The sequence below is a fragment of the Streptacidiphilus sp. MAP12-16 genome (assembly GCF_041262165.1).
GTDB lineage: Bacteria > Actinomycetota > Actinomycetes > Streptomycetales > Streptomycetaceae > Streptacidiphilus.
The window spans coordinates 90,140-115,119 of the sequence record NZ_JBGCBY010000020.1 but is presented as its reverse complement, the minus strand read 5'-3'; the positions used below and the strand labels follow the sequence as shown (position 1 = coordinate 115,119).

At 68.8% G+C, this 24,980-nt stretch carries 21 protein-coding genes and 1 pseudogene; 7 read left to right on the top strand and 15 right to left on the bottom strand.

The genetic code is table 11. From position 1 onward, the window contains the following. Positions 1–592: 592 nt before the first annotated feature. On the bottom strand, positions 593–1,051 hold the full coding sequence (locus tag ABIA33_RS25185; RefSeq protein WP_370084714.1) for a DoxX family protein: 459 nt from the start codon (positions 1,049–1,051) through the stop codon (positions 593–595). A 322-nt stretch (positions 1,052–1,373) separates the two neighbouring features. On the opposite strand from ABIA33_RS25185, the pseudogene ABIA33_RS25180 reads away from it, so the two are divergent. Next, a pseudogene (locus ABIA33_RS25180) lies at positions 1,374–1,663 on the top strand (aminoglycoside phosphotransferase); the annotation flags it as partial. A 46-nt stretch (positions 1,664–1,709) separates the two neighbouring features. Here the strand turns inward: ABIA33_RS25180 and ABIA33_RS25175 are convergent. After that, positions 1,710–3,401 carry a xylosidase gene (locus tag ABIA33_RS25175; RefSeq protein WP_370084713.1) on the bottom strand — a complete coding sequence of 564 codons (1,692 nt, stop codon included), beginning with the start codon at positions 3,399–3,401 and terminating at the stop codon, positions 1,710–1,712. Between the two features lie 504 nt (positions 3,402–3,905). Between ABIA33_RS25175 and ABIA33_RS25170 the strand changes: the two genes are divergently transcribed. Then, on the top strand, positions 3,906–5,915 hold the full coding sequence (locus ABIA33_RS25170) for a sigma-70 family RNA polymerase sigma factor (protein ID WP_370084712.1): 2,010 nt from the start codon (positions 3,906–3,908) through the stop codon (positions 5,913–5,915). Positions 5,916–6,284: 369 nt separating this feature from the next. Then, positions 6,285–7,262: a hypothetical protein gene (locus ABIA33_RS25165; RefSeq protein WP_370084710.1), complete on the top strand. Its 978-nt coding sequence runs from the start codon at positions 6,285–6,287 to the stop codon at positions 7,260–7,262. Between the two features lie 147 nt (positions 7,263–7,409). On the opposite strand, the gene ABIA33_RS25160 is transcribed toward ABIA33_RS25165, so the two are convergent. Next, positions 7,410–7,922, bottom strand: a complete 513-nt coding sequence (locus tag ABIA33_RS25160; RefSeq protein ID WP_370084709.1) for a hypothetical protein — start codon at positions 7,920–7,922, stop codon at positions 7,410–7,412. Between the two features lie 461 nt (positions 7,923–8,383). After that, positions 8,384–8,746, bottom strand: coding sequence for a hypothetical protein (locus ABIA33_RS25155; protein WP_370084708.1), 363 nt, complete (start codon positions 8,744–8,746; stop codon positions 8,384–8,386). A gap of 290 nt (positions 8,747–9,036) precedes the next feature. On the opposite strand from ABIA33_RS25155, the gene ABIA33_RS25150 reads away from it, so the two are divergent. Next, on the top strand, positions 9,037–9,231 hold the full coding sequence (locus ABIA33_RS25150) for a hypothetical protein (RefSeq protein WP_370084707.1): 195 nt from the start codon (positions 9,037–9,039) through the stop codon (positions 9,229–9,231). Positions 9,232–9,580: 349 nt separating this feature from the next. Here the strand turns inward: ABIA33_RS25150 and ABIA33_RS25145 are convergent, their stop codons facing one another. Genes ABIA33_RS25145 through ABIA33_RS25130 form a run of 4 tightly spaced genes read right to left on the bottom strand, consistent with a single transcriptional unit; the run spans position 9,581 to position 11,958 of the window. Next, on the bottom strand, positions 9,581–9,991 hold the full coding sequence (locus ABIA33_RS25145; RefSeq protein WP_370084706.1) for a hypothetical protein: 411 nt from the start codon (positions 9,989–9,991) through the stop codon (positions 9,581–9,583). Further along, positions 9,988–10,641 carry a low specificity L-threonine aldolase gene (locus ABIA33_RS25140; RefSeq protein ID WP_370084705.1) on the bottom strand — a complete coding sequence of 218 codons (654 nt, stop codon included), beginning with the start codon at positions 10,639–10,641 and terminating at the stop codon, positions 9,988–9,990. The genes ABIA33_RS25145 and ABIA33_RS25140 overlap by 4 nt, the downstream gene beginning before the upstream one ends. Before the next feature lie 19 nt (positions 10,642–10,660). After that, on the bottom strand, positions 10,661–11,236 hold the full coding sequence (locus tag ABIA33_RS25135) for a helix-turn-helix domain-containing protein (protein ID WP_370084704.1): 576 nt from the start codon (positions 11,234–11,236) through the stop codon (positions 10,661–10,663). Further along, positions 11,236–11,958: a metal-dependent hydrolase gene (locus tag ABIA33_RS25130; RefSeq protein ID WP_370084703.1), complete on the bottom strand. Its 723-nt coding sequence runs from the start codon at positions 11,956–11,958 to the stop codon at positions 11,236–11,238. Before ABIA33_RS25130 ends, ABIA33_RS25135 begins: the two co-directional genes overlap by 1 nt. Positions 11,959–12,286: 328 nt before the next feature. On the opposite strand from ABIA33_RS25130, the gene ABIA33_RS25125 reads away from it, so the two are divergent. After that, the gene (locus tag ABIA33_RS25125) at positions 12,287–14,155 is read left to right on the top strand and encodes a flavin monoamine oxidase family protein (RefSeq protein WP_370084702.1); all 1,869 of its coding nucleotides are present in this window, start codon (positions 12,287–12,289) and stop codon (positions 14,153–14,155) included. Positions 14,156–14,570: 415 nt separating this feature from the next. Here the strand turns inward: ABIA33_RS25125 and ABIA33_RS25120 are convergent, their stop codons facing one another. Beyond that, on the bottom strand, positions 14,571–16,433 hold the full coding sequence (locus tag ABIA33_RS25120) for a glycoside hydrolase family 76 protein (RefSeq protein ID WP_370084701.1): 1,863 nt from the start codon (positions 16,431–16,433) through the stop codon (positions 14,571–14,573). A gap of 886 nt (positions 16,434–17,319) precedes the next feature. Here ABIA33_RS25120 and ABIA33_RS25115 point away from each other — a divergent pair. Beyond that, positions 17,320–17,679, top strand: a complete 360-nt coding sequence (locus tag ABIA33_RS25115) for an STAS domain-containing protein (RefSeq protein ID WP_370084700.1) — start codon at positions 17,320–17,322, stop codon at positions 17,677–17,679. 536 nt (positions 17,680–18,215) lie between these two features. Further along, complete coding sequence (locus ABIA33_RS25110) at positions 18,216–20,108, top strand: glycoside hydrolase family 15 protein (RefSeq protein ID WP_370084699.1); 1,893 nt, start codon at positions 18,216–18,218, stop codon at positions 20,106–20,108. A gap of 155 nt (positions 20,109–20,263) precedes the next feature. Here the strand turns inward: ABIA33_RS25110 and pip are convergent, their stop codons facing one another. The 6 genes from pip to ABIA33_RS25080 form a co-directional block, all read right to left on the bottom strand. Then, entirely contained in the window at positions 20,264–21,226 is a 963-nt protein-coding gene (gene pip, locus ABIA33_RS25105; protein WP_370084698.1) for a prolyl aminopeptidase, read from the bottom strand. 167 nt (positions 21,227–21,393) lie between these two features. After that, positions 21,394–22,017, bottom strand: a complete 624-nt coding sequence (locus tag ABIA33_RS25100; RefSeq protein ID WP_370084696.1) for a TMEM175 family protein — start codon at positions 22,015–22,017, stop codon at positions 21,394–21,396. Positions 22,018–22,364: 347 nt separating this feature from the next. After that, positions 22,365–22,514 carry a hypothetical protein gene (locus ABIA33_RS25095; protein ID WP_370084694.1) on the bottom strand — a complete coding sequence of 50 codons (150 nt, stop codon included), beginning with the start codon at positions 22,512–22,514 and terminating at the stop codon, positions 22,365–22,367. Between the two features lie 197 nt (positions 22,515–22,711). Next, positions 22,712–22,981, bottom strand: a complete 270-nt coding sequence (locus ABIA33_RS25090) for a transposase (RefSeq protein ID WP_370084692.1) — start codon at positions 22,979–22,981, stop codon at positions 22,712–22,714. Between the two features lie 229 nt (positions 22,982–23,210). Continuing rightward, positions 23,211–24,122 carry an NADP-dependent oxidoreductase gene (locus ABIA33_RS25085; RefSeq protein WP_370084691.1) on the bottom strand — a complete coding sequence of 304 codons (912 nt, stop codon included), beginning with the start codon at positions 24,120–24,122 and terminating at the stop codon, positions 23,211–23,213. Positions 24,123–24,198: 76 nt separating this feature from the next. Then, positions 24,199–24,948 (bottom strand): SDR family oxidoreductase, encoded by a 750-nt coding sequence (locus tag ABIA33_RS25080; RefSeq protein WP_370084774.1) that lies wholly within the window; start codon positions 24,946–24,948, stop codon positions 24,199–24,201. Positions 24,949–24,980 lie beyond the last annotated feature (32 nt).

Below are 24,980 nucleotides of genomic sequence, written 5' to 3'. Positions count from 1 at the left end.
CGGTATGACGGACACGTTGCCTTCCCTTCAGCGCGGCTCGCGCCTTCTCGGTTCCAGCAGCGGGCATGGCGAAGCTGTGGCAGGGTGATGCCACAACACAACTGCCCGCAGAGCCGGTTGGCGCTACTCGTGCGAGAGAGCGCTCTCTAGCCAGCTGATTTCTACGGGCCGTGCACATGGCTGTCAAGCGTTGGCGCACAACGTCGTCAAATCTGACCAACCGTCAACCACGAGGAGTGTCCGTGGTACCACGGGCCTGTCAGCGTTCCCGTCCCGCTGTAGTGCCGCGACAGCACCCGCGAGTCTGAACACCTCGCGCACGCCGCAACGGGGAGGGTCCGCGAGCTGGGGGCGCAGGCGAGCAGGAACCGCCCGCCCAGTCGGGGGCAACCATCATCGGACTCAGCCGGTACCGCCCCGACGAACGCGACCGCACAAGAGGCAGGCTCGATGAGGTCGGGCGACGACGGGGCGGACTCGAGTTATTGCCGTTTCCGGCATCGGCGCGCATGGCCCGCACCGGGAGGGCCCTCGGGGCCCTCGGACGTGCGCGTGAGGACGGTCCCGGTACGGGCGGGGGCCGAAGCGGTGGTTACGCGGTGACGCTCTCGGATGCCGGGTCGGCTGCCTGCACCACTCGGCCCGGCGTCGTCCGCCTATGCGCCACAAGTGCATCCAGCGCCCACTCCCCCGGTCCGGCAAGAGCGATGAGCAGGAAGGTCCAGCAGAACATCACGGCGGCCTCACCGCCGTTCTGGATCGGCAGGACCGCCTTGCCCTGGTGGACGCTGAAATACGCGTAGGCCATCGAGCCGGAGCAGAGTAAGGCCGCGGCACGGGTGCCCAACCCCACCGCGACCAGGGTTCCGCCGACGAGCTGGATCAAGGCGGCCCACCATCCGGGCCAGGCCCCCACCGGCGAGGCCGCCCCGGACCCCGCGGCGCCGCCGAGCACACCGAAGACCGTGGCCGCGCCGTGGCACGCGAACAGCGCCCCGACGATGACACGGAAGAGCGAAAGAGCGTGCGGCCAGAGCTTGTTCTGTGACATCGAAATCCTCCGTCAGGCTGGGTGCTTGCACAATGCCGTGCTTGTATGACGCGGTCATGCCAATTCGATGCTCGGATGACCCCCTTCCAACCGCGTACGGGAGCCACGCGTCCCGTGTGCCGCATGTGCGCTGCATCGGAGATACGCGTGTCACAGACGGATACGCGTGTCACAGACGCGGGGTTCACGGCAACCGGGGCCAATCGGCTTCAGATCGGACGATCACTGCTGACGCGCGTGTCCATCGACGGCCGACACGCCCGTGGGTTCGCCGAGAGGCAGCACGGCTTCCGCGCTCGAACGGGGAGGGGAAAGAACAGGCGGGTCGCCCGCCGACCGCGTCGCGGTCTCACGCATGGCGGAGGCGGCCGACACCTTGGTCGCCTCCCTGACGACTCTTCACCGACCCGCACCCGATGGGGCGCCCGCCGGCCGGGGCCGCGGGTGGCCGCCGGCCGAGCGGCCGAGGAGTTCGCCGAGCAACTCGCCCCGGCCACGGAGCCGGGACTGATCCCCGACCCGGACGCCGTCCGCGCGGTCTGGGAAAACGCCGCCGCCGCGCCCGACGGGCGCGGCCCGGCACTGCGGCTCCCCGGCGACCTGCATCAGGCTGGCGGAACTGGTGTCGGCCCGGGCCGCGACTCCTGACGCGCTGCACTCACACGGTGGCTTGGTCGAACTGTTCCCACTGTCCGATGCTGGTGCGGTTGGCGATCAGTGCGCTGGCGCCGGCGTTGTCGGCGGTGACGTACTTGCCGTTGACCTGGGCGAGCAGGCTGACTGTTCCGTTGGAGTTGGTGATCAGTCTGAAGGTCTCCCATGCGCCGATCGCGGTGCGGTTGGCGATCAGCGGGTCGGCGCCCGCGTTCTCGACGGTGACGTACTTGCCGTTGATCCTGGCGCGTAGCGCGATGTTGCCGTTGCCGGCGTCGACCACGTCGAACTGCTCCCAGGGTCCGGCGGTGGTGCGGTTGGCGATCAGCGAGCCGGCGCCGGCGTTCTCGGCGGTTACGTAGTCGTTGTTGGCCCTGGAGCGCAGAGTGATCGTCCTGAGGGCTGGCGCGGTGCTGATGACCGGCTGGGTGGGGCGGGTGGCGGTCAGGGCGATCTGGCCCTTGAGCATGCGGCCGCCGTCACCGGTCAGGCGCAGGTAGTAGTCGGCCGAGCAGGCGGTGCCGTCCTCGTCGAGTGCGGCGAAGCCGGAGTTGGTCGGTGTCCAGGCCTGGGATTCGGCGGTCTTGGCGATCTGGTTGCCCTCGCCGTACTCGTCGAACATGGAGATGTAGATGCCCTGGGCGCCGACCCGGATCATGTTGTAGAACTGCCGCCACATGAAGTCGCCGTGCGCCCGCTGGCGCCCGGAGAGGTCCCCGGGGAGCACGCAGGGCTGGTAGTCGATGCCGTGGGCGTTGCAGTCGGCCTGGTCGGGGACGTTGACGTTCTGGTAGACCGAGTCGGAGTCGGCCGCGTTGCCGATGGCGCCGACCATCCAGGGGGTCAGCATGTGGAAGGCGTGGTAGACGTCGCCGAACCCGGCCCGGGAGCCGTTCACTCCGGTGCGCCACTCGCGCGGCACCCCGCCGATGACGTAGCAGCCCTGGCCCTTGAACCAGTTGACGACGTCCAGGCAGGTCGCGGCGTCCCAGGGATGGTTGCCGTCGTTGAATCCGAAGCCCCAGACGCACACCACCGGCTTGCCGTTCTGCACCGCGTAAGCGCCGGAGGCGGTGTGGGCCTTCATCTTGTTCGTCCAGTCGGCCTTGATCTCGGACTGCATGCTCGTCCAGCCGGTGACGTCGTACATGATGTAGAACTTGCGGCCGTGGGACTCCGCCGAACTGCGGACCTTGCCGGCCATCGCGTCGCGGGTCGGGCCCTCGCCGCCGGTGGGGTTGAACCGCTGCAGGGCCGCAGTGTCGATGTTGTTCTGCTGCATCCACAGGAAGTGGGTGTCCACCGTCTGCTGGTCGTAGGAAGAGAACAGTGTCGCCGGCTGGCCGTTTCCCAGCGCGGCGTACCCGGTCTGGTACGTCCTGATGTACTCCCGGTTGTCCGGCCAGCACTTGAGGTTGGTGTTCGACGGGGACGGCGCCTTGCTGTCGTTGGCGCTCCAGTGCCACCAGGCGTTGATGGGGGAGCCGTCACCGGGTGCGGCGAACCAGCCCTGGTAGCCCACCGTGATCTTGCCGACGACGTCTCCGGCGGCGCTTGCCGTTGCACTGGCCGAGGTACTCGCGGTGGCGGCCTTGGCGATGCCGAACGCACCGGCCGCGGCGGCTGCGGTACCGCCGAGCGCCGTGGTGAGGACCTTGCGGCGCGACCAGATCTGCCTGCGGTGATTCACTGACATGGTGTGGTTCTCCGTGGAGGGAAGTCGGACGCTCGGCCTCGGCGACTGCCGTACGTTGCATCCAGGGACGGATTCGATCGGGGATGCGGGAGCAGGTGGGGCGATGACCGACGGGCAGGCGCATCGAGTTCTCGCCTGCGCACGCTGCGCCGACTCTTGCGAACGGGCGCTCGCTGGCTGTGGAAGGGATTCAATGTCTGCGGGTGACGGTGGGTCAAGCCGCTCCGGGCGAATGTGGGATACGGCTCGATCGGCCTGATTTCGGTTATGAGCGGCGCCGGATCCGCCCCTGTGTGCGGTGCCGTACGCGCATGTGAGGGCCGCCTGCCTTCGTCGACCAGGACTTCACGGTTGTCGGGGCCGACCAGCCACCGCAGTGCGGCGCCGGTTGCCCTGCGACGGCCTTGGCCGGACCCGGGACGTGTCATGATGCCGAACAGGCCGGGCGAAGGTGATTCGCCGATTTCTGTTATGCCGACGCCGTTCGGGAGCCCTCCTCCAACCATGACCGAGATTTCACGCAGTGAGTACGAGGGGTCGCAGGCGCCCCGGTCGCAGGCTGCCCTGGTGCGTGCCGCGCAGCAAGGTGACCAATGGGCCCTGGACACCCTCGTGGCCGACTACCTGCCTCTGATCTACAACATCGTGGGTCGCGCACTGGACGCCCCCGCCGACACCGACGACGTCGTGCAGGAGATCATGCTGCAGATGATCCGCGATGTGCGGAAGCTGCGTGACCCCGAGGCGTTCCGGTCCTGGCTGGTCGCCATCGCGATGCGGGAGGTGCGTCGGCACTGGCGGGTGCGGCGCAGCGCACCGGTGACCGCCGGGATCGAGGGCCTCGACGAGGCTGCGGTGCTCGCTGATCCCGGAGCCGACTTCGTCGACCTGACGATCACCGTGTTGAGCCTGTCCGGTCAGCGGCGGGAGGCGGCCGAGGCCACGCGTTGGCTGGACGCCGACGACCGGCAGTTGCTGTCGCTGTGGTGGATGGAGGTCGCGGGCCGGCTGACCCGGACCGAACTGGCCGCTGCGGTGGAGGTGCCGATGCCTCAGGCTGCGGTCCGGGTGCAGCGGATGAAGGCCCGGTTGGAAGTCGCGCGGGCGGTCGTACGAGCGCTCCAGGCGGTGCCGCGGTGCCCGGACCTGGACAGTGTGCTGCGTGGTTGGGACGGGCGGCCTGACGGCCTGTGGCGCAAGCGAACCGCCAGGCACGTGCGCACCTGTGCGACCTGCGGCGGTGTGCCCGTCGACCTGGTGCCGGCGGATCGGCTGCTGGCCGACCTGGCCTTGGTGTCCGTTCCGCCGGTCCTGCTGGCGCTGGTTGCGTCGGGTGCGGGAGGCGGCGCTGCGGGCGGGACCGGTGGGACCGGTGGGACCGGAAGCGATCTGGCCACCGTGGCCTCCCGTGGTCCGGTCAGGGCCGGGAGAGCGGCGAGCCGGGCCGCGCGGAGGGCGGGGGGTGTCTCCGTGGGCAAGGCCGCGGTCCTGTTCTCCGTCGCCCTGGTCCTGGGCACCGCCACCGCCGCCTACACCCTCGGCCGGCCCGGGCAGCACGAGCAGACCCGCGTCGCCGCGTCGGCCCCTGCGGTCGCCGGCGCTCAGCCGTCCGTCACCCGGTCCGCACCGACGGTCGCGCCCTCCGTGACCGCGAAGCCGAGCGGCACCTCGTCGCCCGAGGCCGCGGCACCAAAGGCGGCGGCCGTCACCAACACCAGGCTGCCGGTGCGGGCTGCCTTCTACTACCCCTGGTACCCCGAGAACTTCACCGGTGCGGGCAGCCACTACACGCCCTCGGCCGGCCGGTACGACGTCGGCGTCGCGACCACCGTCGACCGCCAGATCAAGGACATGCAGTACGGCGGTCTCCAGGCGGGCATTTCCTCCTGGTGGGGCGCGGGCAAGCGCGAGGACACGCGGCTGCCGCTGCTGATGTCCGAGGGCGCGAAACTCGGCTTCTCCTGGACGGTGTACTACGAGCAGGAGGCGTACGCCAACCCCTCGGCGGCGGCGATCAGGCAGGACCTGGAGTACCTGCGCAAGTACTCCGACCAGAAGGCATGGCTGCACATCGCCGGCAAACCGGTGATCTTCGTATACGCCGCAGGCGGCGACGGCTGCGACATGGCCACGCGGTGGGCCCAGGCCAACAAGACCGAGGGGTACTACGTCGTGCTGAAGGTGTTCGGCGGCTACCAGGGCTGCGCCGACCAACCGCAGGGCTGGCACCAGTACGCCTCCGGCCTGGACGTGCAGAAGGGGTACTCGGCGATCCTGTCCCCCGGGTTCTGGAAGAACGACGCGGCACAGCCCACCGTCCCACGCGACCTCACCCGCTTCCGCCAGGACGCGACCACCGTCGCCACCTCGGGTGCGCCGTTCCAACTGGTCGTGACCTACAACGAGTGGGGCGAGGGGACGGCGGTCGAATCGTCCACGGATTGGCCCAGCTCCAGCGGCCACGGCGCCTACACCGACATCCTGCACCAGGTCTTCACCGCGCATCCGCGTTGAAGAGTGACCGGATGCCGGTGGCACCGGAGCTCTCTCGAAGGACGGCGATCGTCGTCAGGTCACCGTCACACCCGGCCGTTGCGACTACAGCGCGACGACCGGGACCGCGTGGTCAGTGAGCACCGCTCACGGTGTCGAGCGCCCCGGCCGCCCCGCCCCTTCAGCGACGGCCGCCTGCATGTCGTGGTCCGCCAAACCTCCGGCTTGGAGCGGGCTTCGCCTTGCGAGGGCCGAGTCGGGCCGACAGAGCTTGTCATGCCCAAGGCGGGCTTATGCTCGAAACGTTCGTGTACCGCGGCTACGGGGAGAAGGTTTGCTGTGGGGGCATCAGTCCTGTTGCTCGGCTGTGAGGCCGAGGATCTGGCGAGGATGAGGCTGGCGATCTCACCGCTGCGCAACATGGTTGATGCGCTGCACGACGGCGCCAGGCCAGGTGGTGACGGGGCACGGGAGCGCTGGTGGGCGTCGGCACGGCGTCACATCCCGCATCGGGCAATACCGATCGTCCAGCTGATCAACGCCCACCCGCGCTTCATCCCGCTCCCGCTGGTCCCCTACGTGCCCAGTGCCAGTGACGATGTGGACGCCGAACTGGGCGCCCTGGAGGCATCTGATGGGGACCGCCTGGGTACCGAAATCGCCCTGTACCTGGCCCGAGCGGGGCTCACCCGGCCGCCGCACGCCCTGCTCAGACTGCGCGACGGCGGTCGGCGCGAGATCAGGGACCTTACCGCTGCGATGAGAGCCTTGTTCGCCGCCTGCATGGCTGACAACTGGGACACCATGCGCGCAACCCTGCGACGCGACATCGCCGCACGAACCGAGCAGGCCGCATCACTCGGGCTCGCGGCCGCAACCGGAGCCCTGCACACCGGCATCCACTGGAACAGCGTCGAAGGGGCGTTCGCGATCCCGGTCACAGGTCTCAACAGCGACGCCCGAGTGGGGCTGGGCGGCCGCGGCCTGGTGCTGACGCCGAGCGTGTTCGGGCTGGATCAGGTCCTGCCGGTCCTGGCCGACGATCGGCAGCCGACTCTGGTGTACCCCGCACGACCCGCCGCCGTGCTCGAGCGCGGCACCGGCGACGGCCTCGCCACGCTGATCGGTCACGGGCGGGCACGGGCACTGCGGGCCATCAGAGGTGGCTGCACCACCGGTGAGCTGGCCTCACGACTGGGCGTCAGCGCCCCCACCGCCTCCGAGCACGCCACCGCGCTGCGCGCTGCCTCGCTGATCACCAGCACCCGGCACGGTCAGCGGGTTCGCCACACCCTCACCGACCTCGGTGACACGCTAGTCACCGCCAACCCCACCAGCGGGGTGGGCCGGTGGCCATCACGACCCTGACGGCCTCGACGACGGCTCCTTGCGACGTGCGTGGAGTGGCTCGGCTACCGGTCCACGCCGCCGCTGGTCGCCGACCTCACGATGGTCGATTCCCCGAGACCGATGTGGCCCAGGCCAGTTGACGGACCAGGGCCACATCGGCTGATCTCAGTCCACCCAGCAGGTCACGCCTGCCGGCGACCCGTCGTCGGGGTTCGTGTATTGCGCGCCGCTACCGCTGAAGTTCCACGTGTACGTCTGGCCGGCACAGGAGTAGCTGCCGGTGTCGAAATTCATCGTGCCCACGTAGTTTCGGTCCGAGCTCGGGGGACTGTAGATGCTGAGCCAGCCGATGTCCCAGTAGTGCTGCCCCGACGGGCCACCAGTGTCCTTGTAGGCGCTGCCCGAGCCGGTCTTGATGAGCATCTGGCCGCTTCCGTACACCGAGCCCGGGAGGTACGCCTCGGCGTAGGCCGCCCCGCACTGGTTCCAGCCCATGTAGAAGGAACCGACGTGGTTCCCCCAGGGGTCGGTGATGTTCACGGCGGGGCCGAGCATTTTTGAACCGCAGGAAGCGGAGGCGGCATGCGCGGACATGGCCGGCACCGCAGCCAGGGTGAGGCTGGAGGCGGCAACGCCAAGCGCGAGTATGGCGGCGTGCAAACGGGAGCGTGAGCGCATGTGAGGTCCCCTATCGGATTCCGTGACGGTGGCGTCCCTGGGTGGGGGCGTCGGAGGTAAGTCCAGCGGAGCCTGTGTGCTGAGCGCCAGCTTTTCGGTGCTGGCCCGAAAAGCCGGAGTTCCGTTTGATCGTGCAGCCGTTTTTGCCGGTTCGCAGCGGCTGGCTCCGCGCTGCGCGGCGCGGCGCGGCGTCGGGCGTGTGGCCGGCCGCTGATTCATGCGGAGTTCCGCCTGTACGAGCTCGGCCCGGAGTGCCGCTGCCCGCGGCCGCGGTGAGGGTTGTGCGAGGACTGAGGGGCGCTCCGCCGGCCAACCCCTGACGCCTTCTCACAACGGCCTGCACGGTGCCCCACGGCGGCCGCAACGTCCGCGCCGCACCCAAGTCGGGCTTCGCCGTCGACTCACACGTCGGCACCTGGACCGACTGTCCGGCGAGGGCGGCCTGAAGAGCCCGCTGTCCATCAGCGCAGCAGGTCAGGCAGTTCGGCCTGGACCGCCGCCCGCACCAGTCCTGCCAACGGATCGCCGACCGGATCGTCAGAGGAATCCCGCTCGGCCAACCTGATCAGGAACGTCACCACATCCTCGCGCTGAGCCGCCATGTGCAGCGCCGCGTGGGCGAGGAACGGGATCACCTCCACCGTTGCGGAGTAGAGCGAGCCCTGATGGTTCACCCTGTTCGCCACCTCGTAGCCGGCCTCGTCGAGCACCTCAAGATCCGGCGAGTACAGGGCACGGATCAAGTCCGGCAGGTCCTCGGTACTTCCATAGGCGTGCTCCAACGCAGACCAGTCAACGGTGTCCAGATCCTCAGGCGACGTCATGACCGCCGACCCTACCGAGCCGCACTGACACAGCCGCCCACGTGCTCGCACCGCACCTGAACTGGCCTGGTCCGGCGCAAGCGGGTGGTGGCGGCAGGGATGCCGCTGTCTGTGCCGATAGGTTGTGATCACCGGGTCCTCCCCGGCTGGGGTCCCTGACAGGCTCTCGGCGGGGGTGCACGCGGCTCGCTCATGTTCGCGAGTTGAGTATGCGGACTCATGACCGCCCGTCCGGCCTGCGGGACACTGCCTCTGATCCCCATTCATGAGGGGGAGCGATGGATCCAGCCGTGCGAAGGTTCTTCACCTTCTTCCTGCCAGCGGCACCGCTCGCGATCGGCGGCCTGATCTACTTGTTGCTCACCGCGTCGGGGTTCTGGGCCGTGCTCGGGATGGTCGTCGCCGGTGTGATCGCGGTGGTGGGGATCAGCGCCTGGTTCTTCGTATGGATGATTGTTATAGGCCTGAGGAACTGGCAGTTCTAACCGATCGACGGGCGACCCGAGCCGCCCACCCGTTGCTGCTGCCCTGCCGCCACGGCCCCCTGCAGCGCAGCCAGGAGCCGGACCGCAGGCCTGCGTCGCCGATCGCGGCCACTGGCCGCCACTCGGTCCCGGCGATCTCCTCCGCCTGGAGCCGGAAGTCCGGCAGCGACCTCGGTGACGGCGGGGACCAGGCTGTTTCTTGAAGGCTCGTCCGCATTTCGTGGCCACGTGGGCTACGAGTCGTGGCCAGAGCGGGACCGGCTTGACTCCTCTGAAGGCCAGCCCTGTGGCGAGCGGTTCCCCGTGCCTAGGGTGCCTGTGTGACCGAGACGTTTCCCCCGGCCGTCGGTCAGCGGCTGTGGCGGCGGACCGCGTCGAGGAGCTGGTCGATGTCATCCGCGCTGTGGGAGAAGGCGGTGACGAACCGGACGATCCCCGGTTCCCAGCGGTCATGGTAAAAGGCGTAGCCCTCGGCGCGGAGTCCTTCGGTGACCTGCTGGGGCAAGCGGCAGAAGAGGATGTTGGCCTGCGGCGTGGCCAGAAGGCCGGTGCCGGGTACGGCCTTGAGGCCGTTGCCGAGGCGGGCGGCCATCTCGTTGGCCTGGCGGGCGTTGTGCAGCCACAGGCCGTCGGTGAGGTACGCGTCGATCTGGGCCGCGTGGAAGCGCATCTTGGAGGCGAGCTGGCCGGCGCGCTTGGCGCGGAAGGCGAGCTCGGTGGCGAGCGCGGGGTCGAAGGAAACGATGGCGTCGGCGGTCATCGCGCCGTTCTTGGTGGCGCCGAAGGACAGGACGTCGATGCCGGCTTCCAGGTCATCTCGGCCGGGGTGGCGCAGAGATGGTCAAGGGCGTTGGCAAAGCGCGCGCCGTCCATGTGAACGCGCAGTCCTGCGTCCTTGGCGATGGCGGACAGGCGGCGGATCTCCTCCAGGGTGTAGACGCTGCCACTCTCGGTGGCCTGGCTGATGCTCACCGCGGACGGCTGCACGCTGTGCACGTCACCGGCCCGGCGGCGGACCGCCGCCCGCAGCGCTTCGGGGTCGATCTTGCTGTGGGGGCCTGGGACACCGACGAGCTTGGCGCCGTTGGTGAAGAACTCCGGGGCACCGCATTCGTCGTGGTTGATGTGGCTGTCGGGGTGAGAGAGCACGCTGCCCCATGGCGGAGTGAGGGCGGCCAGGCTCAGGCCGTTGGCGGCGGACCCGGTGGAGACCGGGAAGACATCGACCTCCCGCTCGAAGATCCCGCTGAGCCTGCGGCGGGCGCTGTCGGTGAAGGGGTCGTTGCCGTACGGCAGGACCTGCCCGGCGGCCGCGTCGGCGACGGCCTGGGCTATCTGCGGGGATGCCCCGGCCATGTTGTCGCTGATGAAGGCACGGCTGGAGGGGGTGGTGGCGATACTGGTGCCCATGAGGGGGTCTTCCTTGGTATCAGGTACTGATGGGAGAGGCGAAGACCACGGTGATATCCACTTCCTCGGCGCCGGTGCGGTAGAAATGCGGGGCGTCCCCGGCGAAGGCGAGCATGTCGCCTGGGCCCAGGTCCTGCGGGGCGTCGACCGGGCCGGCGGTGACGTGCCCGGTGGCAATGAGCAGGTGCTCGATGGTGCCGGTGGCGTGCGGCACGCCGGACAGCTCCGTCTCGGGCGGAATGCGCAGCCGCCAGATCTCCAGGCTGTTGCCGCTGCTGATGCGGCGCAGCAGTTCCCGGGAGACCTCGCCGGGCTCGCTGTCCGTGCCGGGCCGGAAGACCGGCCCGGTGTCGGCGTCACGCGCCAGCAGGTCAGCGATCGGGATCCGCAAGGCGATTGCGATCGCATCCAGGGTGTCGATCGTCGGATTGCCGTTGCCAGCCTCCAGCTGCGACAGCGTGGCCTTGCTCAGCCCGGCGCGCCGGGCCATCTCGGCGGCGCTCATGCCGCGCTGCTGGCGGCGCAAGCGGATCTTCGCGCCGACCGCGGCTGCGGTACTGCTCACTGGCTGGCGGCCGGGCGGCGGGGGCGTCATCAGCGGCTCCTGTGCGTTGCGCTGTAGGACACGCGGATGCGGCCCTTCTTGACCTTCAGCGTCGGCAGCACCACTTCGGCCAGGTGGCCGAGGCTGCGCACGTGCGTGCCCCCGCACGGCGCAGCGTGCAGCGCGTCCAGGCGCACCACGCGCCGCCCGTCGGCGAGGCACTGTGCGAAGACCGGCAGGTCGTCAGCGACCGCCGCTGCCGCCGCGGCGCGCAGCGCGGCAGTCACCCCCTCCCGCCCTTCCGGGTCGGCCAGCCACGCGTCCGTCTGGGGCGCCTGGAACTCGATGCGTGCCTGACCCGGAAAATGGTTGCTGCCGACCATCTTCCACCCCTGCATCCGCCCGACCGCTTCGACGAGGTGTCCGGCCGTGTGCAGCGCGGCGTGAGCTGTCCGGGTCTGAAGGTCGATCCGGGCTCGCACCTTCTGCCCCTCGGCGAGGGGCAGAAGGCTGCCGCCCTCGGGCGCCATCGCCACGACCAGTCCCGACTCGCGGTCCCGGACCGGGATGATCTCCGTGTCCTCCAGCCACCCTCGGTCGGCGGGCTGGCCCCCGCCCTGCGGATGGAACAGGCAGTGCTCGACGGCCGCCCATGGCGTCCCCTCCCTCGCGCCGACCGCGATCACCCGCGTATCGACCTGCTCCAGGTAGGTGTCATCGAGGTAGGCGCTGACCTGTGCGCCTACCCGAAGAGTCCCTATTGAATGAACCATGCGTTCACTATACCGAACCGTATCGAGATGGCGAACCTAGCGTTCGTTTTAGTGAACGACCCTTGATCGAGGGAAGGCGACCCTTCCGCGAACCCCAGCGGCGCCCCTGGCCGGTTGCGTACGGCAGGTTGACCTGCGGCAGCGGCAGCCGCCCTGGTGTGCCGGCGAGCAGTACCGCTGGGATGGTGGCCAGGCGCGATGGAACATGTGCCCGACCCAGGGTCGGATCACTCGGGCGGGGGAATCGTGGCGGCGCAGCGTGCCGTTCGGCGCGCGACGGTGTTGACGTCGTGTCCGCTCCGCCACCCACGTCCCTCCCGGAGAGCGCATGTCCCAGCGCGTGATCCCTTCCCCTGACGCCCCGACAGGAACAGGAAGTGGCGCCGGTGTCGGCCGCCGCGCCTTCCTCGGCTCGGCCGCCGCCCTGGCCGCCCTGACCAGCAGCACCGCCTTCACCGGTGCCCCGCAGGTCCGGCCGGGCACCACTCCCGTCCCGGCGCCGGCCACCTCACCCGAGAACTTCCCCGGCGGCGCCGACCCCGCCGCCAGCCGGGACCTGGCCCGCAAACTGCTCCTGGTAGGCGACGACGGCAGCGACCTGAAACTGCTGTACCTGAACGTACTGATCGACGGCAAGCTCCCGCCCGCACCGCCGACCACGGCCAAGAAGGTCCTGGTCATCGGCGCCGGCGTAGCCGGGCTGACCGCCGCCACCTTGCTGAAGGCGGCCGGGCACCAGGTCGTGGTCATCGAGGCCAACGGCAACCGGGTCGGCGGCCGCATCAAGACTTTCCGTGGGATCTTCGCCGACAAGGCCCTGCATGCCGAGGCCGGCGCGATGCGCCTGCCCGACTTCCACCCCCTGGTCCTGGCCCTGGCCGACAAACTCGGTGTGCAGCGGCACCTGTTCTACAACGCCGACATCACCCCCGGCGCGCAGCCCACCGGCACCACTCCACCGGTCACCTACCGGGCGTTCACCGGCCAGACCTGGACCAACGGCAAGGACGACGGCACCTTCAAAGCCCCACCCGCCGCCAACCGCACCCAGATCCTGGTCAACAGCCGGCAGACCAGCCGCGCCGCCTACGCGACCGCGCCCGCCGACATCAACGCCAGCTTCACCGCCACCACCGCCACCACCATGTCCCAGGCCCTGGACCAGGCGCTGCGGAAGGTGACCGTCCCCACCACCGGCACCATCACCGCGCAGCTGGACGGCTGGACGAAGGTCCTTCACCAGTACGACGGCCACTCCACCCACCGCTACCTGGTCGAGGAGGCCGGCTGGAGCCCGGCGCAGGTCCAAGCCGCCGGCACCCTGGAGAACCTCACCTCGCGGCTGCACTACTCGCTGATCCCCACCCTGATGGACCGCGCCATCATCTCCCCGACCAACCGCTACTGGGAGTTGGAGGGCGGCACCGCCTCGCTGACCGACGCCCTGGCCGCACCCCTGCGCGACGACATCACGATGGGCCGCCGGATGACCCGCCTGGTCCACAGCCAGACCGGTGTCCGCGTCGAGACCACCGCCGAGAGCGGGACCGAGGACTCCTGCGACGGCTCCCCCACCACGCCGACGGACGTCTACGAGGGCGACTACGCCATCGTCACCATCCCCTTCAGCGCCCTGCGGTTCTGCACCGTCGAACCCCCCATGTCCTACCCCAAGCGCCGCGCGGTCACCGAACTGCACTACGACAGCGCCACCAAGGTCCTCCTCGAATTCAAGACCCGCTTCTGGGAACAGGGACCAGGCGGCTTCACCGGCGGCGGCTGCGTGTCCGACAGCCCCAGCCGCTTCACCTACTTCCCCTCCCAATCCCCCCCAGGATCCAAGGGCGGCGTCGTCCTGGCCGCCTACACCTGGTCCGACGACGCCATCCGCTGGGACTCCCTGACCGACGGCGAACGCTACGCCTTCGCCCTCAACGACATGGAACGCATGTTCGGCCCTGTCGTACGCCGTGAATACACCGGCGTCGGTGCCACCCAGTCGTGGGCCCGCGCACGCTACGCCCTCGGCGAGGCCGTCATCTTCACCCCCGGCCAACTCCACGAACTACACGCCGCGTCCCGTACCGTCGAAGGACGCATCCACTTCGCCGGCGAACACACCAGCCTCAAAGCCGCCTGGATCGAAGGCGCCCTCGAATCAGCAGTACGCACCTTCCTCGAAGTCCACCAACGCTGACCACCACCCACAAGCCGGAGTTGAGGACCGAGGTAACCGGTCGCCAGTCGGCACCGCGGATCATTTGGCGCTGGAGGTGGAACGCCGCCGAGGACGTCGACCGCACCGCTCTCGCCCTGCGAGCCGCGGTGTTGCGGCTGTCCGCGGCGGTGCGCTTCCACCGCAACGCCGATCCGAAGCGCGCCGCAGCAGAACAACAACAGATGTCAGGAGGCCTCGGGGTGATTCACCCGGCGTTGAGGTTCGCCGAGGTACACCAACCCGAGTTCCGGCTGCCGGCCAGACGCGAAGTCACCCTCCTTCCGGGATTGGAGGGCCAGGCCGTACGTCCTACGCTCACTGCCGCTGCAGGGTGTTCGTCATCGGTATTGGGCGGCCGGCTCCCGAAACCCGCGCGTGTAGGCATTCCCGGCCGTTAGCCTGCGGCGGTGAGCGCGCCGAGGGCGCTGGCCTGGGTGCGCCAGTCGCTCGGGTCGGGGCTGGTGCCGGCCCAGCGCTCGCCGAGGACGTTGACCGGGCTGCGGTCCTGCGCCCACAGGGTGTCCGACTGCTTCTGGACGTAGCTCAGGTAGGTGCTGGAGCCGGTGGCCTTCGCGAGGTCGGCGAAGTGTCGCATGAAGATGCCTTTGAACTGCTTCTGGTTGTCGTCGCAGGAGGCCGAGCCGATGTCGCAGGACTCGGTAAGCACTCCCCCGCTGGTCAGCGTCGGGCTGCTGATGGCGGCGTCGGCCAGTGTGCGCGCGGTGGTCAGCAGCGAGTTGTCACCGGTCGTCTTCCACAGCTCGGTGAAGCCGCCGATGGCGAGCCCTTGGTTGTAACTCCACACGGTGCTGCCGTTGTTGCCACACGCCGAGGTCAACCCGTCGTTCACCAGCCCCGACGAGTTGATCATCCCGCTGGACCTGTACCAGGCCGCAGCCGTCTGCGCCCGCTGGAGCCATAGGGTGTCGCCCGGGATGCGCTGATGCAGCGCCGTGGTCAGCCAGAGGTACTGTCCGTTCGTCACCGCGTTCTTGTACGTGCGCTCGCGGTCCCACCACACGCCGCCGCCGCAGGTCCCGGCGTCCCAGTATTGCTGGACGTAATTGGCGATGGTGACCGCCTCGTGCAGATAGCGGGAGTTGCCTGTGTAGTCGTACGCGTCCAGCCAGGCGATGGCCCACCAGCCGGCGTCGTCGTTGGCCCGGCTGATGAAGTCGCCCTCGATCGCGTCCGAGCTGCGCACGCCGGCGGCGAAGGTGCCCTTGTTCTGGTCGAAGGTGCGCGCGACGACCCAGTCGTAGTCGTGCGTGCCGGTGGTCTTGGCGAAGTCGATGAGGGAGGTGAGGGTGGCCGCGGAGTTCCACCAACTGCTCGGCCACCAGCCGTTGTACGGGTCGTACGAGGACATCAGCGCGTCCGCCGCCGCGCGCGCCCGGGTCGGGGCGGGGCGGACCCACGCGGTGCAACTGCCCTCCTGGTGGCTGGCCTCACGGCCGCAGGCGCGTACCGCGCCGCCGTAGAGGAGACCGCGCGGGTCGCGGGTGGCATACATCGCGGTGCGGGTCGCGGTGGCTCCGGACGGTGTGCTGGTGCGGCCGAGCGAGGAGCCGTCCGGCCAGGTCGCGCCGCCGTCCCAGGAGCGGTCGAGCCAGATCTCGTCACCGGCGCCGCCTGAGTCGATGCTCGCCCAGGCCGTGGAGTTCCTCTGGTCGACATGCAACCGGATGGTGCGGCCGTACAGGGTAGACGAGGGTACCGGCTGGTCGTCGCCGGCCGCCTGGGCGGGATCTGTGCCGTCGCAGAGCGTGTCGCAGACAGTGGGGTAGGCCCAGTTCGTACAGCCGACGGCGGCTGCGTCGCCGCAGGCCCGGACCAGTGCGCGTCTGTGGTTGCGGGGGTCGGTGATGTTGTACATCAACGTCCTGGTGCCGGTCCAGGTGCCCGGGATGCTCGCCTTGCCCAGCAGTCCCTCCCAGGTGGCACCGCCGTTCCAGGAGCGGTCCAGCCACACCGAATCGCCGGTCACACCGCCGTCGATGCTGGCCCACGCCATGTCGTCCGCATCGGACACGTGAAGTTCGAGGCGACGGCCGTTGAGGTCCTTGTTCGGCACCGGAAAGCTTTCCTGCTGGGCCAGCGAGGGATCTCGGGTGTCACAGGCCAGGACGCACACCGTGGTGGCGGCGGTGGCGGGCGTCGCGGCCGGGACCAGTGCGATAGCCACGAAGACGGCCGTCAGCAGGAAGCTGAGCAGCCGTGGAACCCCGACAACGATGGCGGCACCGCGTAAGGACATCGAAACTCGCCTCGATTCCGCGATGGGGGGACGCCGGCCAGCGGGTGCGCCGATCGGCTGACGCCCCGCAGGCAGACCAAGAACCGAGCATTGGTCCATACCTGTCTCCAAGGAAGTGAATCGGCATTGACGGGATCCTGTCAATGCCGATGGATGGCCTTCTCGGCCCGAAACAGTTCCGCCAGGCGCGTCCACCGCATGGTGTCGTCGGCGAGAGGGTGCCGGGTTTGATGACACATCAACCTAGTAGCATGCCCACCATGGATGAGCCGCGTTGGCTGAATGAGCACGAGGCGCTCGTGTGGAAGTGGAGATCAGCGCACGGTACTCGTTCGCCGACTCACCCCTGGCCCTTGCCGACTACGCCCACAAGCACTTCCCCGGCAAGGTCGTCATCACGTTCTAACGCGCTGAAAACAACGGCAACGAGGTCTGGCTGACGCAGGACGTGACCGCGCTTGCCAACAAGTACCAGGGCGACTCGAAGCTGTTCACGCTGTAGGCCGACAGCGCCAGCGGAGCCCCCGTCTGGTCGAGGCCGGGGTCCTCTGCTGGGCGGGCGCAATGTCCGTATAGGGGGGAATGTACGCCCCCCGAAACGAATCGGAAGCATCGGGGTAATAATCGGTGGCCATGGTGTGTGAAGCGAGGCGCTCCCCGGCCTGACGCGGGTATCGCCTCACCCCCCACACGCAAGGGGTCGTCCGCGTCCCGACCCGCGCCCCTGGCCAGGCGCGGGGAGTGGTTGCCCTTCGCGTCTGCTTCGCCGTCCCAGGTGGGGACATCGCGGAGGAACCGACCGGGGCGCCGGGCAACCGGAGCTACGGGTCTCACTGGACCGGATTTGCTGCCGGGCCCCTTGGTCTGCCGCGGGAGGCGAGGGCCAGTGTCACTGCACATTCGAACCCTGCCGGGCTGCGTGGTTGTCACGCTGCCGCCCGAGGTCGACCTGGCCAACATCGGTCAGGTCACACTCTGCGCGCGCGACCAGCTCTGGGACCGCCTGGCCGAGCTCCGAGCTGTCGTGTTCGACCTCACCCGAACCTCCTTCATCGGCTCCGAAGCCGGCGGGTTGATCACCGAGACCTGGCACCGAGGCCGACAGGCAGGCGTGCCGGTATGCGTGGCCGCCCCCTCACCGCTGCACCGGCGGATACTCCAGGTCCTCGGTCTGGACCGGACCGCACTGTTCCGCGACATGCAGCAGGCCGTCAGCGGCCTGCACCCCATGGACAACGTCGGATAGCCGTGCCCGGCGGCACCCGGCCTGGGCCGGGGAGCCCTGGTTCGACTGACCGTCTGGATCCTGGCCTGCGCCGTGGTGCTCTACCTGCGCGACGCCGGGTCCGCACAGACCCGCCAGACCTGAGCGCTCGGCCACAGCCGAGGCGCCGGCCCACGCCGTCGCCACGGCGCTTGAGAGGTAGCACGGGATGGTTCAGTGGAGAATCAGGGCTGAGGGCGGCTCCGGGCGGAAGGGTGTGGAACCGTGTCGATCATCTCCCGACGCTTCCGTGGAAGGCTCTGGGTGGATCTTTCCGGGATGGCGAACCGGCCGAACCGGCGAGCGGACCTCGCAGCGACCGCCGGGCCTCCCGCGGCGCCGAAATTCCACTCACACCCCGTGGCGCCAGGGAGCTGCGGGCCTGCGGCCCGGGTGCGGTCGGGACTGCCACTTCGACAACCGAGGCAGGCGCATCTGCGGCCGACGACCCGCGGAATCCGCAATCGCCGGGCGCGGACCCTCGAACGGCCGCGAGTCCTTGAACGGGCACGGCGCACATGAGCAACCTGCCGATCTCCGACTATGCGCTGCTGTCCGACTGCCAGACCGCCGCCCTGGTCAGCCGTGACGGATCGATCGACTGGCTGTGCATGCCGCATTTCGATGCGCGAGCGGTGTTTGCCCGTCTGCTGGACAGCGAGGCGGGCCACTGGTCGATCCACCCCGCCGGCGCGTACACCGCGAGCCGCAGATATCTGGATCGCTCCATGGTCCTTCGGACCGAATTCCGTACCGACACCGGTGCGATCAGCGTGACCGACGCCCTTGCCAGCGGCCCCAACCAGCATGGCCACGACCTGGGCAAGCACGCACCGCACCTACTGGTACGCGTCGTGGAATGCACCCGCGGCACAGTCGACGTACGCGTCGAGTTCGCCCCACGGCCCGAGTACGGCCTGATCAGACCCCTGCTCACCCCCATCGAAGGCGGCCTGCGCTGCCACGGAGGACCAGACACCCTGGGCTTGTCCGCCCCCGTGCGCTTCGACATCACCGACCTCGCCCGCGCCTGCCTGACGCTGCAGGCGGGAGAACAAGCGGCCTTCGCAGTCCAACACGTTCCAGCCGGACAGACTCCGCGGCTGTGGACCCAACCCCAGATCCTGGGGCATCTGAGGGAAACCCTTCGCAGCTGGCAGTCCTGGTCCGAACTGCACCAAGCCTACGAGGGGCTGTGGGAGGACCTGGTCCACCACAGCGGTCGCGTCCTGCGAGCCCTGACCTTCCGGCCCACCGGTGCGATCGTGGCAGCCCCCACCACCTCCCTGCCGGAATCCATCGGAGGGGTACGCAACTGGGACTATCGCTACGCCTGGGTCCGCGACGCGTCCTTCACCCTGGACGCGCTGTGGATAGCGGCCTGCCCAGACGAGGCCCAGGCATTCTTCACCTGGATGGCGCAGGCCGCAGCCGGCGACCCCGAACACCACCGCGACCTGCAGATCATGTTCGGCATCCGAGGAGAACGAGACCTGACCGAACGCGAACTGGGCCACCTGTCCGGGTGGCGCGGCAGCCGCCCCGTCCGAGTGGGCAACGCCGCCTGGAACCAACGCCAGATCGACGTGTACGGCGAACTGCTGTCCGCCGCCAACCGCCTACGCGACTACCTCAACGACCTGGACGCCGACACCAAGAGATTCCTCGTCGGCCTGGCCGACACCGCGGCCATCCGCTGGAGGGAACCCGACCAGGGCATCTGGGAAGTACGCGGCGAACCCCAGCACTTCGTCTACTCCAAACTCATGTGCTGGGTCGCACTGGACCGGGCCCTCAAACTGGCCGAACCCCTGAACGCCACCGACCGCATCCCCCACTGGACCCAAGCACGCAAGGACATCCGCGCCGCGATTGAGCAACACGCCTGGAACGAGACCATAGGCGCCTACACCCAGGCCTTCGGCTCCACCGCCCTCGACGCCGCCGCCCTGGCCATGCCCCTGGTGGGCTTCATCCCCGCCTTCGCGCCGCGCATGCGGGCCACCATCGAGGTGATCCGAGAACGCCTCACCGGCCCCGACGGCCTCGTCTTTCGCTACGTCGCCGACGACGGGCTACCGGGCACGGAAGGAACATTCGTGCTGTGCACATTCGCACTGGCCCAGGCGCTGGCCATGACGGGCGACACCGCCGCCGCCCGCTCCGTCTTCGAGCGGGCCGCCGCAGCCATGAACGACGTCGGTCTGCTGGCCGAGGAAGTCGACCCGGTCAGCGGCGAACTCCTCGGCAACTTCCCCCAGGCCTTCAGCCACATCGGACTAGTCAACGCTGCCTGGGCCATCTCCCAAGCCGAAGCAGGCGATCTGGTGACCGCACGGATCGCGGAGGGCTCCGCCTACTACCGAAGCGAAGCCTGCGCCCGGGTGACACCCAGGCGCGGACGCCACTGAACCCGGATCCACCGGTTGACGTCTGCGAAGCCATGGCGGTCGGGTCCGCGTTCGATGACCCGACGCTGGTGGCGTACGGCGGCCTGGAGCCGTTGGTGCGCCAGGTGTCTCGGTGGCCTCGGTGGCCGCTGACCTGGGGGTGAAGCGACGCCGACTCAGCGCGCGGCGAAGCGGTCCAGGGCGCGACGGATCTCGATGCGCATCTGATCATTGCCGGTGTGGCCCGAATCGACGACGACCAACTCGGCATCCGGCCACGCCTCGGCGAGGTCCCAGGCGGTCTGGAGCGGACTGCCCAGGTCGAGGCGTCCGTGGATGAGGACGCCGGGGATGCCGGCCAACTTCCCTGCCTCCTGTAGCAGCACGCCCTCCTCCAGGAATCCGGCGTTGCTGAAGTAGTGCGTACAGATGCGGACGAAGGCCAGGCGGGCGTCATCGACCCTGGCGCTGTACGAGCCGGGCGCACCGTTGATCTCGTGGGCGATGCCGGCGTCCTCCCACTCACACCAGTCGGCCGCAGCCTTGGCCCGCACCTCGGAATCAGGATCCTCCATAAGCCGATTGAAGGCGGCGGCCATCTCGATGCCATTGGTCGCCTCCGGAGCAACGGCGTGGAAGCGCTCGAACGCGGCCGGGAGGTACTGCCGAACGCCCCAGTCCAGCCAGTTGATCTCCGAGCGCCGCGTCATTGTCACCCCCATGAGGATGATCTCGGAGACCCGCTCGGGATGCTGCTCCGCGTACGCAAGGATCAGCGTCGACGCCCACGATCCACCCATGAGCAGCCACTTCTCGACACCGAGGTGCTCACGAATCCGCTCCATGTCATCGATCAGGTGCTGCGTGGTGTTGACCGACATGTCGGTGGTCGGATCCGATGCGTGAGGCGTGGAGAGCCCGCAGCCGCGCTGGTCGACACCGAACCACCGATAGCGATCTGGATCGAAACTGCGCCGCCAGGAGTTCCCGGTGCCGGAACCCGGTCCGCCGTGCACGACGAGGGCGGGTTTGCCCGCGGGGTTGCCGAACTCCTGCCAGTGGATCGCGTTGCCGTCACCGACGTCGAGCATGCCGGAGGTGCTGGGTTCGATCGGCGGGTAGCGATAGTCCTCAGTCATCAGGGCAGCCTACAGATTCGGTGTCTTGAACCTGGCGCAGTATTCGGCCGGTGCTCGTGACGGGGGCCGGGACCGCGGGAGGGCTTCACCTGGCCGACGATCTCTCACACCACACAAGCGGACGTGACCGGCCTCCCGCACCTGGTTGCGGTGCCCGCGCGGACGAGTCAGCGGCGCCCCGGGCGGACGAAGCGTAGGGCGAACCGGACCGCCGGGAGCAGCATCCAGCACAGCGAGGCCGAGTGAGTAACCAGCGCGACGGGTATCGACGCGGCGAACGTCAGGATCACTGCGGCGATCCAGGACAGGGTGTTGGTGATCACCAAAGGCGGGGTGTGCGCCCGCAGCAGCCCGGACCGCTGCAGTGCGGAGAAGGACCGCCAGAGGAACAGACCCGCCAGCGCCTGGATGGTCGCATACAGGATGAACTGGACCTGGAACGCATCGGCCTGGCTGGTCAGCAGCTTGGTCGCGAAAGGCATGATGACGATCATGAGCAACCACAGCAGATTCCATCGGATCGCGCCACCCGTCAGCCCCTTCGCGTAGCGGAACAGACGCTGATGGAACAGCCAGTGCATGGCAACTGCCGTGAAGCTGATCAGGAACGCCACATACTCCGTCAGGTGCTCGCGCATGAAGTCCAGGACGCCGCGGTTGCCGTGGACATCGCCGCTCGGGACCGGCAGCTCTAACGCAAGCAGTGTGATGGCGATGGCGATCACGGCGTCCGAGAAGTAGATCAGCCGTTCCGGGTTGGCCGGCTCGACCTCGTCGGACTCGTCGTGCATCTCATCTGTGTGTAACGCAGACGTCTCAACCATCTCGCCGCATTCCTCCGATTTCAGCATTGAAGTTGCACCTGCTGTCGTGTCCGCCGCCGCGGTTCCTTGCGGAAGACGGCGCGCTGGCTGCCAGTCAGGCTTCGCGATACCGCTAGTATTCTGCCCGACGTGATCAACTCATAGGCGAGACTTGACGATGCTGGGGTTGCGATAGCTGCAGCACGTGCTGGCGCGGCCGTGTCGCGCTGGGGGTCATCCGTTCCGCTCGACCCGATGATGCGGTGCTCGGCGAGGAGGGCGGGCAGCGGCGTTCCGCCGAGGCTGTCCGCCGGTGGCTGACGGACCCCTGGGTGCTATGGCAGCGCTGCCTCGAGATCGTCGGCGAGGTGGCGGTGGGGGCGCGGGATGGTCCCGACGTCCTCCTCGCAGGTGTCCTGGCTCTTCAATCCGGCCTGGGTGCCGATAACCCCGTCACCTGCACTGAGCTGCAGCTTCAGGGTCACGGTGTACTCACGTCGAGGGCGTACGCAAGCCCGGTTCCGCACGCTTGGGGATCGTGACGTTCCGTCTCGCCTACCGCTGTCGAGACAGTGGTGCAACGGCACCAGCTGGCCAGCCTGCAGCGCAGCAGCCCCAAACCCGTCTTCAGCCACGGGGACCGTGCGGTGATCGCGGCCCTGTTCAGGCTCCTGAGCAAGCGTCACCGCGACCGGCGCAGGATCTCGCGTTCCTGCTTCAGCTCGGCGACCTGCCGGCGAAGCTCCCGGTTCTCCTCCTCCACAGGCGTCTCGACCGATGCCGGTCCAGCCGGGACCGGGCGCGCGGCAACCGGGCGCGGCGCGCGCATCCAACTCCGCAGCGTCTCGGTGCTCACCCCCAGATCAGTGGCCACCGAGGCCACCGAGACACCTGGACGCGAGTGGTACAACGCGACCGCGTCAGCCTTGCACTGCGCCGGGTAGTCCCTCATCCCCACAGGGACTCCGTTCTCCTGAACACCAAGATCCAGTGTCTCCGGCGTCCTCACATCAGGGGCAACGCCCGTTGTCTCAGCTGAGCTTGTCGCGTTCCCGGCGTCTAGGGCACGGACGTGTCGGAGTGAATCGGCTTTGAGACTGTGCCCGCGTCGACCTTGGCGCGGGCGCAGTGGGGGCTGATCGCCAACCGTGTGGCGATGGCAGCGACGAGGGGGCCAGCGGTCACGGGACCACGAGCAGGGCTTTGCTGCGGAGGGTCCCGGCCTGCAGCTGCGCGTGAACGTCTGCGGCGTCCGCGAGCGGTCTGACGATTCGGTCGCGCAGTATCAGATTGCCGTCAGCCAGTTGTTTCATCGCTTCGGTCAGCGCCGCCGGGATCTCAGCCGGGATCGGTCCGGAGAGGGTGGCGCCGAGCTGCTCGGCACTCGGATTGGTGAGCGTGATGACGCGTTGGGGACCGCCGGCAAGTTCAGCCGCCGTTTCCAGATCGCTGGCGCGCGCTGCGTCCATCACCGCGTCGACTCGTCCGACGGCCGAGCGCACTGCGTCGGCCAGGTGCTCGCCGTACTCTACTGGGATCGCACCGAGGTTCTCGGCGACGCCGAAATCATCGGGTCGGACCGCAGCGACGACTCGGACGCCGCGCGCGACGGCGAGCTGGGTGGCGATGGTGCCAACTGAACCTGTGCCGCCAAGCATCAGCAGGGTCTCGCCCGGTGCAACTCGCAGCTGATTGAGCACACGCACCGCGGCCTCACCAGAAGCCGGCAATGCCGCTGCGGCGTCCCAGTCGACCGATGGCGGCTTGCGCACCCAGTAGTCGGCCAGCACGAGTTCGGCATAGCCACCGAGCCCGGGCAGGAAGACCGCGATCTCGTCACCGGTGGAGACATCGGTGACCGCGCTTCCGACGGCATCGACCACCCCTGCGGCCTCGAAGCCGAGCACGGCGCCCGCAGACGCGGGGAAGACATTGCGCAGGTGCCCGGATCTGATTGCCAGATCCGTGGGCCCGACACCGGCGAAGCGAATCGCCAGGCGGATTTGGGTCGGGCCCGGGTCGCCGATATTGACGTCGCCGAGCTTGAGTACCCCGGGGGGTCCGAAATCGGTGAGCAGGACAGCCTTTGACATGAGGTCCTCCTTCTGAAGGTCGTGTCAGAACTGCGTAGGAGTGGTACGGAGCGCGCGCGGGTGCCCGCGCCTGCGACTACTGCTGTTCTTCGCCGCCGTCGGCGAAGAGCTCGCTGCCGGTGACGAAGCTGCTCTGGTCGGAGGCCAGAAACAACACGGCGTTGGCGATCTCGTCGGGGCGGGCGACTCGTCCCATCGGCACTCCGCTGCCCAGTTGAGCGATGAGTCCGTCGGCCTGGGCTTCGTCGCCGGCCAGGTCGCGCAAGCCGGCGGTCTCGGTTGGGCCGGGCACGATCACGTTGACCCGTACGCTTCGGCCGGCCAGCTCCACCGCCCACGTCCGTCCGAACGATCGGATGGCGGCCTTAGTCGCGGCGTAGACGCCGAAGGCGGCAGTGCCGCTGGTGGCGGCAGTCGAGCCGGACAGGATGACCGAGGCGCCCTCGTTCAGCAGTGGCAGAGCCTTTTGCACGGTGAACACCGTGCCCCGGACATTGATGGCGAAGGTCTGGTCGAAGTGCGCGGCGTCCAATTCCTCCAGCGTCGCCAACGACCCACCACCGGCATTGGCGAACAGGACATCCAAGCCGCGGCCGCGTTGAGCGATCTCCGCGTAGATGGCGTCGAGATCGGTCAGGTCGGACACGTCGCCGCGGACGCCGACCGCGCCGCGACCGATCGAAGTGACCGCCTGATCGAGCTCGGCTTGGCGGCGGCCGGTGACGAACACGTGGGCGCCCTCCTCGGCGAAGCGCTGGGCCGTCGCGAGCCCGATCCCGGACGTGCCGCCGGTCACGAGGGCCGTCTTGCCTTCAAGCTGGTTCATCGTTGTCCTCCCCTGTAGATTACGTGACATGT

Bases quoted from the DNA above. Each gene is read 5' to 3' on its own strand.
- ABIA33_RS25185 (WP_370084714.1), bottom strand. From the start codon at position 1,051: ATGTCACAGAACAAGCTCTGGCCGCACGCTCTTTCGCTCTTCCGTGTC.
- ABIA33_RS25175 (WP_370084713.1), bottom strand. From the start codon at position 3,401: ATGTCAGTGAATCACCGCAGGCAGATCTGGTCGCGCCGCAAGGTCCTC.
- ABIA33_RS25170 (WP_370084712.1), top strand. From the start codon at position 3,906: ATGACCGAGATTTCACGCAGTGAGTACGAGGGGTCGCAGGCGCCCCGG.
- ABIA33_RS25165 (WP_370084710.1), top strand. From the start codon at position 6,285: ATGAGGCTGGCGATCTCACCGCTGCGCAACATGGTTGATGCGCTGCAC.
- ABIA33_RS25160 (WP_370084709.1), bottom strand. From the start codon at position 7,922: ATGCGCTCACGCTCCCGTTTGCACGCCGCCATACTCGCGCTTGGCGTT.
- ABIA33_RS25155 (WP_370084708.1), bottom strand. From the start codon at position 8,746: ATGACGTCGCCTGAGGATCTGGACACCGTTGACTGGTCTGCGTTGGAG.
- ABIA33_RS25145 (WP_370084706.1), bottom strand. From the start codon at position 9,991: ATGACCGCCGACGCCATCGTTTCCTTCGACCCCGCGCTCGCCACCGAG.
- ABIA33_RS25140 (WP_370084705.1), bottom strand. From the start codon at position 10,641: ATGGGCACCAGTATCGCCACCACCCCCTCCAGCCGTGCCTTCATCAGC.
- ABIA33_RS25135 (WP_370084704.1), bottom strand. From the start codon at position 11,236: ATGACGCCCCCGCCGCCCGGCCGCCAGCCAGTGAGCAGTACCGCAGCC.
- ABIA33_RS25130 (WP_370084703.1), bottom strand. From the start codon at position 11,958: ATGGTTCATTCAATAGGGACTCTTCGGGTAGGCGCACAGGTCAGCGCC.
- ABIA33_RS25125 (WP_370084702.1), top strand. From the start codon at position 12,287: ATGTCCCAGCGCGTGATCCCTTCCCCTGACGCCCCGACAGGAACAGGA.
- ABIA33_RS25120 (WP_370084701.1), bottom strand. From the start codon at position 16,433: ATGTCCTTACGCGGTGCCGCCATCGTTGTCGGGGTTCCACGGCTGCTC.
- ABIA33_RS25110 (WP_370084699.1), top strand. From the start codon at position 18,216: ATGAGCAACCTGCCGATCTCCGACTATGCGCTGCTGTCCGACTGCCAG.
- pip (WP_370084698.1), bottom strand. From the start codon at position 21,226: ATGACTGAGGACTATCGCTACCCGCCGATCGAACCCAGCACCTCCGGC.
- ABIA33_RS25100 (WP_370084696.1), bottom strand. From the start codon at position 22,017: ATGCACGACGAGTCCGACGAGGTCGAGCCGGCCAACCCGGAACGGCTG.
- ABIA33_RS25090 (WP_370084692.1), bottom strand. From the start codon at position 22,981: ATGAGGGACTACCCGGCGCAGTGCAAGGCTGACGCGGTCGCGTTGTAC.
- ABIA33_RS25085 (WP_370084691.1), bottom strand. From the start codon at position 24,122: ATGTCAAAGGCTGTCCTGCTCACCGATTTCGGACCCCCCGGGGTACTC.
- ABIA33_RS25080 (WP_370084774.1), bottom strand. From the start codon at position 24,948: ATGAACCAGCTTGAAGGCAAGACGGCCCTCGTGACCGGCGGCACGTCC.